The organism is Streptomyces sp. MB09-02B, from assembly GCF_033794485.1.
Lineage (GTDB): Bacteria > Actinomycetota > Actinomycetes > Streptomycetales > Streptomycetaceae > Streptomyces.
Genome location: NZ_JARGEE010000069.1, coordinates 20,908 through 28,755 on the forward strand (window position 1 = coordinate 20,908; position 7,848 = coordinate 28,755).

The window sequence follows — 7,848 nt, forward strand, 5'->3', positions numbered from 1 at the left end:
CCCTCGGGCGTTCGGTCTCATGCGTGCTCGCCGTGTCCGTGCGAGCGTTCTGAGGTCCAGAAGGCACGGGACAGGAACCTCTGCTCGTGCTTGTTCTGATCCTGCTTCAACTCCTCCGTGAACCGCCGCCCGTGCGCACGCGTCGCCTTGGCGGTGAGATCCGCAGCGCACGTGTGCAGACCCAACCCTTCCAAGGCGCCGACCAGGGCTGCCTGATTGCCCGGAGACCGAGTGTGAACTGTGTGCTCCAGGATGCGCTGGACCACACTGCGGATGCGTTGGTCATGTGCGCTGTCGAGGAAGTCGAGGCGCTTCAGGAGCATCGCCACATCGAGGAAGGGGCAGTCGGAACAACTGGCGAGGATGACCGCGTCGAGGTGCTCGGTCAGCGAAGCGGACTCAAGGGCCAGCAGCAGGGGAGCGAGGGTGGGTACGGACATGGTGCGAGCGTGCTGTTCCAAGGCCTCGTGACTGCCGTAGTGCGATCCGGCCTGTGCCAGGGTCGAGAGGAAGAGTCCCGCGTGTCCGGCGAGTTCGTTGTGCACCATGGACTGGAAGATGGTCGCGGCCTGTTCGAGCAGACCGATGCGCTCCAGGCAGACGAGGAGCGCGGCGGCCGTAGCGGGTGGCAGTGTCCTGGCCGCGGCCCGCAGGACGGCTTCTGATCCGACGGTCAGGCCGACCAGGACACCCACCAGTTCCTGCACCAGCTCCGCGGGCCGCCTGCGCAGGGTCATGACCAGCAGTTCAGCGGCATGCTGGTGCCGTCCCACCATGTAGAGATCGCTGATCAGCAGGGCGATGTCGTGGCCGGAGCGGGACTCCGCGGCTCGGTGCAGCACCGTCCACGCCCGATCGTCCCACAGCGCGTGGATGAGCGGCATGAGGTGGCTGACGGTGCGGTCCTGCGTGCGGTCGAATACGGCCTCGGCGTCCTCGGTGAGGCCATGCCGGGACAAGGAGCGGATGAACTCCGCCACGTCCGAGGCGGATCGTTCGGCTGCCACCGCCAGCCGAACGGCTTCGGCGCAGCGGATCAGACAGGCTTCGCGCAGGGCGATGCTCAAGGCCACAAGATCGGTCACGCTCCGCTGAACGGCGGCCGTGGCCATGGCGGCGCCCACCGCGGAGTCCAGTTCGCCGTCCACCAGGGACGCTGCCACCGACACCATGTCGGCGACCGGGCGGACCACCGCCACAGCCCCCAGCAGACTCTCGGCGAATCGCGGGAGGCCCGCCCGGTCCAGCGCGAGGGCGAAGGCTGCCACGTCCTCCGGCTGATGGAACTTCACCGAGGCCTGCACCAGTGTCAGTACGTATTCCTCGAGGCCCGCGCGGAAGAGTTCGCGCGCCAAAGCGCTGGTGTCGTCGATGGAGCGGACCATCACCATGGCCGGGAGGGCTGTCTGGGCGTGAGCGTCGAAGCCTGCCTGGCGTAGCGCGGCCAGTAGCCCGGCCACTTCCTCGACGGTGCGCGACTGGCTGGCCGATCGCACCAGTTCGCTCGCCGTCGCCTGCCGGGTCCGTAATTCGAGGTCGCCCACCGTCCGCACCAGGTCGGGCACCGATGATGTACGGTCCGCCTCCTCCAGGATCAGCATGAGGGAGGGAGGCACTCCGTCGGCCGACTGGTCCCGGTCTGCTTCCTGCGTTATTTCCAGCTGCGTCTCCAGCCGGTGACAGCGGTCCTCCGCGGCGATCAGTTCGGCCCGCGTGACCGTCAGCGCCTCCTGAAGGTAGATCACCTGCTCCTGCAGATCGCCGCATTCCTCTTCCAGCCGCGCGTACTCGCCGTGCCAGACGGCCAGTTCGGCGCGATGGTCCAGTCGCTGCTCCTCGATCCGTGTCTCCAGATGCCGGCATCGGCTGCGCACTTCGGCTAGGCGGACCTCCCGGTCCTGCAGCGCTTCCTCCAGCGCCCGCTGACGTGTGGTTATGCGGCGGGTCTCCTCGTCGGCCTCGGCCAGCCTGTCCTGGAGCACCTGTACTTCACTGCTGCGCCGGTTCGTCTTGAGCGCTGCCCGGTGCAGGTCGCGCAGGGCGGTCTCGGCCTCGGGGGTGAGGGGGATCCGGGCCTCCTGCACGTCGGCGATGACGCCAGCGACGAAGTGCCACGGAGGGACCCGGTCGCCGCTGAGGTAACGCGTCACCGAACTCGCGTCGTGATGGCGGCGTGCGGCGTACCGTCGGACGCTGACCCCGAGCGTGAGGAAGACCCGGCGTAGGTCCTCGGCGAGCGCCCGTCTCTCAGGGGGCAGGCCGACCTTGAGCGGAGCCAGCGACACCGACCGAACTCGGCTGACCGTGGGCACCTCGACGTGAGCAGGCACCTGTCCGTTGCGCATTCGGTCAGTATCGCGGCTCGGCAACTGCGCATACCCGCAAGAGGTGTTGCCACCGAAAGTGGCAACGGCTCTTGCGCTGCCACATCGAATGGCAACAGCTGAAGCCGCCTCTGGCGGGCTTCGGCCCGCCGGGATCGGCCACGATCGTGGTCGGGCGAAGGCCCCGATCGTGAGCAGGAGGGATTCATGACCATGTCCGACGAGGTCAAGCGGCGGCGAGTTGCCCGAAAAGCGTTCGGGCGTCGTCTGGTGCGCCAGGCGGCACTGGGTGCTGCGGGCGCCGCCGGGTCGGCTGCCGTCACGCTGCTGCTTTGGTGGCTGACAGGGCGCTGAAGAGCTGGCGATGTACCTGGCCGCACTCCACCTCGCGGCCCTCGCCTCAGGTCGGTGCGGGACTCCGGGCGTCAGCGGCGTGTGAGGTGGGTGAGGGTGATCCCGTTGGGGAAGGCGGTGCGCTCGGCGGTGTCGAAGGTGGTGGGGTCGAAGGCGCCGTCGACCAGGGGGATTCCGGTGCCGACGACGACGGGGTAGGTCTTGATCAGCAGCTCGTCGATCTCGGGGAGCAGGGTGCCCGCGAGCCGGCCGCCGCCGCAGAGCCAGATGTCCAGGCCGGTACTCCTCTCGGCCTTGAGTTCGCGGACGAGCGCGAGCGGGGCGCTCCGCACGACGGTGACGGCCGGGTCGGTGTCCGGGGCGAGGGTGCTGGACACGACGTACTGGCGCAGGTGCGCGTACGGGCTGGTGATCCCGTTGTCGAGGGCCGGCCGGTAGGTGCCGTGGCCCATGACGACGGTGTCGAAACGCCGGTTGGGCGCGTCGGCGACGCCGACGGCCGCGCGGTAGGCGGTCGGGACGGTCTCCGGATACAGCGCGTTCACCCAGGTCGAGTAGGCGGCGGCCTGCTGCTCGTCGCCCTGCGGGAAGAAGTCGAATTCGCCGCCGGGACCGGCGATACGGCCGTCGAGCGACACACCGACGTAGTACACGAGCTTACGCATCTCATGACCCCCATACGTAGTACTCTGCTTGAAGTGGTTTGAACGTAGTACTACATCCGGAGTGGTGTCAATGGTGAGACGGAACGACCAGCGGCGCGCGGTCCTCGTCGACGCGGCGATCGAGGTGCTGGCCCGAGAAGGCGCACGGGGGCTGACTTTCCGGGCCGTGGATGCCGAGGCCGCCGTGCCCGTCGGCACGGCGTCCAACTACTTCGCCAACCGCGACGACCTGTTCACCCAGGCCGGCGCCCGGGTCTACGAGCGGCTCCAGCCCGACGAGGCCACGATCGCCCGCCAGCGGGCGGCCGGCCGCGACCGGGAGACCTACGCCGAACTGATGCGCGAGCTCGTCGGCCGCGTCGCCTCCTTCCGCACCGGCTACCTCGCACTGCTGGAGCTGCGCCTGGAGGCCACCCGCCGCCCCGAACTGCGCAAGGTCCTCACCGACCGGGTCCGAGCCGACGTCGACGCCAATGTCGCCTATCACGAGGCCTCCGGCCTCCCCGGCGACGCCATGGCCGTCAAGCTGCTCATCCTCACGCTGAACTGGCTGATCGTCGAACAGCTCACGCTCCCGGACCTCTTCACCGAGGCGGAGCGCGAGCGACTGGTGGCGGCCGCCGTGGAGCGGATCGTGGGGGCGGAGTAGACCAGGTCCGCCCGTCCGAAGGGGGCGTCACCGTCATCCGTCCCTGTGCCCGGCGTCACAGGACGCCTTTCCGGCTGGTCGGAATGCGGGGGTGGCAGCAGCCGTTGGCCAGGAAGACGGCCTATGCATGTGCACATACCGTCAGGACTCGACGGCCCGCCGCCGTCGATACTCCTCGCTGTCCGACGACGCCTCCAAAGGAGTCCCTACGTGACCACCGCTTCCACCGCCTCCACCACCGGTTCCGCGTCCCGTGCCGCCGAGGTGCTGTCCCGGCCCGTCACGATCAACGGGCTGACCATCCCCAACCGGATCGCGATGGCGCCGATGACGCGGGTGTTCTCGCCCGGGGGTGTGCCCGGCGCGGACGTGGCCTCGTACTACGGGCGGCGGGCGGCCGCGGGGGTCGGGCTGATCGTGACCGAGGGGACGTACGTCGGGCACGAGACCGCGGGCGATCTCGACGGGGTGCCCCGGTTCGCCGGGGAGGAGCAGCTCGCCGGGTGGGCGAAGGTCGTCGAGGCCGTGCACGCCGGGGGTGGCACGATCGTGCCGCAGCTGTGGCACATCGGGTCCGTCCGCCAGCAGGGCAAGCTGTTCCCCGATGCCCCGGTCTTCGGCCCCTCCGGGCTGCGGCCCGACGGCGCCGAGGCCGAGGGCGGCCGGGCCATGACCCAGGCCGACATCGACGAGGTCATCGCGGCCTTCGCCAAGTCCGCCGCCGAGGCCGAGCGCATCGGCATGGACGGCGTCGAGATCCACGGTGCCCACGGCTACCTCGTCGACCAGTTCCTCTGGGAGCGCACCAACCGCCGTACGGACGCCTACGGCGGTGACCCGGTCGCCCGGACGAAGTTCGCGGCGGAGATCGTGGCGGCCGTACGGGACTCCGTGTCCGCCGACTTCCCGGTCATCTTCCGCTACTCGCAGTGGAAGCAGGATGCGTACGACGCGCGCCTCGCCGAGACGCCCAAGGAGCTGGAGGCGGTGCTGAGCCCGCTGGTGGCGGCCGGTGTCGACGCGTTCCACGCCTCCACGCGCCGCTACTGGCAGGCCGAGTTCGAGGGGTCCGAGCTGAACCTCGCGGGCTGGACGAAGAAGCTCACCGGCAAGCCGACCATCACGGTCGGTTCGGTCGGTCTGGACGGGGAGTTCCTCGCCGCGTTCGCCGGTGAAGGGGCGACGACGAAGGGGATCGACGACCTGCTGGACGGGCTGGAGGCGGAGGAGTACGACCTCGTGGCCGTGGGCCGGGCGCTGCTCCAGGACCCCGAGTGGGCGACGAAGGTGCTCCAGGGACGCATCGACGAACTGAAGACGTTCGAGCCGACGGCTCTGGGCTCGCTCAGCTGAGTCACCGCCCGGTGAGTCACCGCTGGGTGCGTCGCCGCCGGTTGCGTTGCCGCCGGTTGCGTCGCCGCCGCGCCGGGGATCTTTCGCCAAGTCTCCCCAGTACCCGGCGGTAGCGAGCCAATTCCGTCATATGTGTCGTTGTAGTGTCGTGGCACAGCGCCGTCGGCGCCCCAACTCCGGTGATTCCGCACCAAGTTGGGGCGCCGACGTGCTGATGATCCCATGATGGTCCCCTTCCCCCACGAATCGGACGAGATCCCATGGCACGACACAAGCTCACCCTCAAGCACAAGCGGTTCATCGCGGCCGGTGCCGCCATCGCGGCGGTCGCCGGCGGCCTCGGCGTCGCCGCGAACGCGGGCGCCAGCGAGACGGTCGAGAAGAAGACCCCGGTCGTGGAGAAGACCCCGGTCGCGAAGGTCGTCGTCAAGACGGTGTTCGCCCCGGCCGCCACCGCCGACGTGGCGCCCGCCGTCACCTACGACACCGCGCTGGTGCCGGTCGCGGGCCGGGTGCAGGTCAAGGAGGAGCTGCGGCGCGACGGCGGTACGCGGATCGAGCTGCGGCTGCGGGACCTCGCCGCGAGCCGCGTCTACGGCGCGCACGTCCACACCAAGCCGTGCGGCGAGCTGCCCGCCGACGCCGGGCCGCACTACCAGGACGAGCTGGACCCGAAGCAGCCGTCCGTCGACCCCGCGTACGCCAACCCCGACAACGAGGTGTGGCTGGACGTGCGGACGAACGAGGACGGTTCGGCGCGCTCGATCGCCGTCGTCGACTGGCGCTTCCGCGACGGCGGGGCCCGTTCCGTGGTGCTGCACGCGGCGGCGACCTCCACGCACGAGGGGCACGCGGGCACGGCCGGGGCGCGGCTGGCCTGCGTGAACGTGCCGTTCAAGTAGCCTGGAGCGGATCGGCGAGGTGCCGGGGGCGGATCAGTCGGCGTAGTCCTTGAGCTTCTCGGTCACCAGGGTGATGCCGACGGGGGCGGGCAGATCGACGGTCGCCCCCCAGGCGTGGACGTCGGTCTGCTGGTACCTGTCGTCCTTGGGCTCGCTGAAGACCTTGAGGGTGTGGTCGTCGCGGTCGACGAGGAGGTAGACGGGGATGCCGGCCGCCGCGTAGCAGAGGGGCTTGTCGACGCGGTCGCGCTGGTCGGTGTCGCGGTCGTGGGACGTGATCTCCACGGCCATGAGGGTGCCGTCGGGGTTGGACCACTCGCCGTCTTCGACGAAGTGGTCCATCGGTGCCAGGAAGCCGTCCGTGCGGGCGCGGCCCTTGCGGTATGCCTCTGCCTTGACACCCCGCTCAGGCGCGAGGTCCAGGTCGGGCCTTTGTTGCATGCACTGACGCATCAGCCACAGGAAGATGGACGTGTGCTTGCCGTCCGGCATGGCCTTGACCTCTACTTTTCCGTTGATGTACTCAAGCCGCACGGTTTCGGGAGCCACGGCGGCCAGCTCCTCGAACTCGTCGACGTCGAGCGGGCCATGCCGGACGCACAGCCTCCCGCCGAGGAACTCCAGCCGGTTCCGCAGCTCCCTCGGGGCCCTGCGGACGAGTTCCTCGAAGTCCTCGACGGACATCTGCGGGTGCTCAGCGGTGTCAGGGATCATGGTGTTGCCTCCTTCCTCCCATCGTGCCCCGGTGTGGTGTCGTCGGACCGTAGGGGCGGTCATACGGGTGTCCCTTCCTGATGTGCTTGCCGTTGCCGGTACATCGCCGCACGGATCTCCGCCGCGCGGGCGTGGATCGTGGAGGAGGAGAGGGGCGCGTCGGGGCGGCGCGCCGGAGTGCGTTCCCCTCGGCATGCGCCGCAGACGCCGCCCGGCAGGGCTTCCGGGCGGCCCGGGACGCGGCAGTGGGCGCATTCCAGCATGCGGAGGGGAGGGGGCGAGGGGTGTGGATCCGCGGACGATTCCGGGTTCGGTTCCGGTTCCGGCTCTGGGGGGAGCTTGTCGCGTAGGCGGGTGCGGACGAGAGCGGCCGGGCTGTGGACGGGGGTGGGGAGGCCGTTGGTGAGGGCCCGGCGTACGGCTTCGTCGGTGGCGCCGCGTTCGAACCAGGGATTCAGCAGCGGGGCCAAGGCCGCGCAGTCGGCCTGGGAGAGGGACAGGGCCGGGGCCGTACGGCCCAGGGCGGCGAGCAGGATGTGGGCGCGGGAGCGGGTGGGGCGGCCTCGGTCCGGTTCCTCTTCGGGTACGTCACCCCGGGTGAACCTCGCCCACCAGGTGTCGTCGCGCGCGGTACGGGAGAACCACGTTCGGGTGATCCACTGCGCCGTCCCCGACTTGGTCGTCAGGTGTTCGCGGCCACGGCGCAAGTGACCCGCGTCCTGGATCCTGTTGAGGGCCGTACGCAGGGCACATTGGCCGTACGGCAGCTCCTTGGCCAGCGTCTTCACGCTGATGTCGGCGCCGTCGGGGAGGCGGTCGATGTACGCGGCGATCGCTGCTTCGCGGGGTGGGAGGGTGGCGAAGTCGTGGGCTGTGCGGGGGTGTTG

The 7,848-nt window shown here is 69.9% G+C and carries 8 protein-coding genes; 4 read left to right on the forward strand and 4 right to left on the reverse strand.

The features are described 5' to 3' along the window. Window positions 1-17: 17 nt before the first annotated feature. A complete protein-coding gene (locus P1P70_RS12995; RefSeq protein WP_319236972.1) occupies window positions 18-2,345 on the reverse strand; it encodes an ATP/GTP-binding protein in 2,328 nt (775 codons plus the stop codon). A gap of 186 nt (window positions 2,346-2,531) precedes the next feature. Between P1P70_RS12995 and P1P70_RS13000 the strand changes: the two genes are divergently transcribed. Further along, window positions 2,532-2,678: a hypothetical protein gene (locus P1P70_RS13000; RefSeq protein WP_319236973.1), complete on the forward strand. Its 147-nt coding sequence runs from the start codon at window positions 2,532-2,534 to the stop codon at window positions 2,676-2,678. 71 nt (window positions 2,679-2,749) lie between these two features. Here P1P70_RS13000 and P1P70_RS13005 read toward each other — a convergent pair whose 3' ends face one another. Continuing rightward, on the reverse strand, window positions 2,750-3,343 hold the full coding sequence (locus P1P70_RS13005; RefSeq protein WP_319236974.1) for a dihydrofolate reductase family protein: 594 nt from the start codon (window positions 3,341-3,343) through the stop codon (window positions 2,750-2,752). A 70-nt stretch (window positions 3,344-3,413) separates the two neighbouring features. Between P1P70_RS13005 and P1P70_RS13010 the strand changes: the two genes are divergently transcribed. From P1P70_RS13010 to P1P70_RS13020, 3 genes are all read left to right on the forward strand, one after another. Then, the gene (locus P1P70_RS13010) at window positions 3,414-3,992 is read left to right on the forward strand and encodes a TetR/AcrR family transcriptional regulator (RefSeq protein WP_319236975.1); all 579 of its coding nucleotides are present in this window, start codon (window positions 3,414-3,416) and stop codon (window positions 3,990-3,992) included. A gap of 210 nt (window positions 3,993-4,202) precedes the next feature. Continuing rightward, window positions 4,203-5,345, forward strand: a complete 1,143-nt coding sequence (locus P1P70_RS13015; RefSeq protein ID WP_319236976.1) for an NADH:flavin oxidoreductase — start codon at window positions 4,203-4,205, stop codon at window positions 5,343-5,345. 260 nt (window positions 5,346-5,605) lie between these two features. Continuing rightward, window positions 5,606-6,247: a superoxide dismutase family protein gene (locus tag P1P70_RS13020; protein ID WP_319236977.1), complete on the forward strand. Its 642-nt coding sequence runs from the start codon at window positions 5,606-5,608 to the stop codon at window positions 6,245-6,247. Window positions 6,248-6,280: 33 nt separating this feature from the next. Here P1P70_RS13020 and P1P70_RS13025 read toward each other — a convergent pair whose 3' ends face one another. Then, window positions 6,281-6,961 carry a Uma2 family endonuclease gene (locus P1P70_RS13025; protein WP_319236978.1) on the reverse strand — a complete coding sequence of 227 codons (681 nt, stop codon included), beginning with the start codon at window positions 6,959-6,961 and terminating at the stop codon, window positions 6,281-6,283. Window positions 6,962-7,020: 59 nt separating this feature from the next. After that, the coding region (locus P1P70_RS13030) for a hypothetical protein (protein ID WP_319236979.1) at window positions 7,021-7,848 on the reverse strand (828 nt) is incomplete at its 5' end.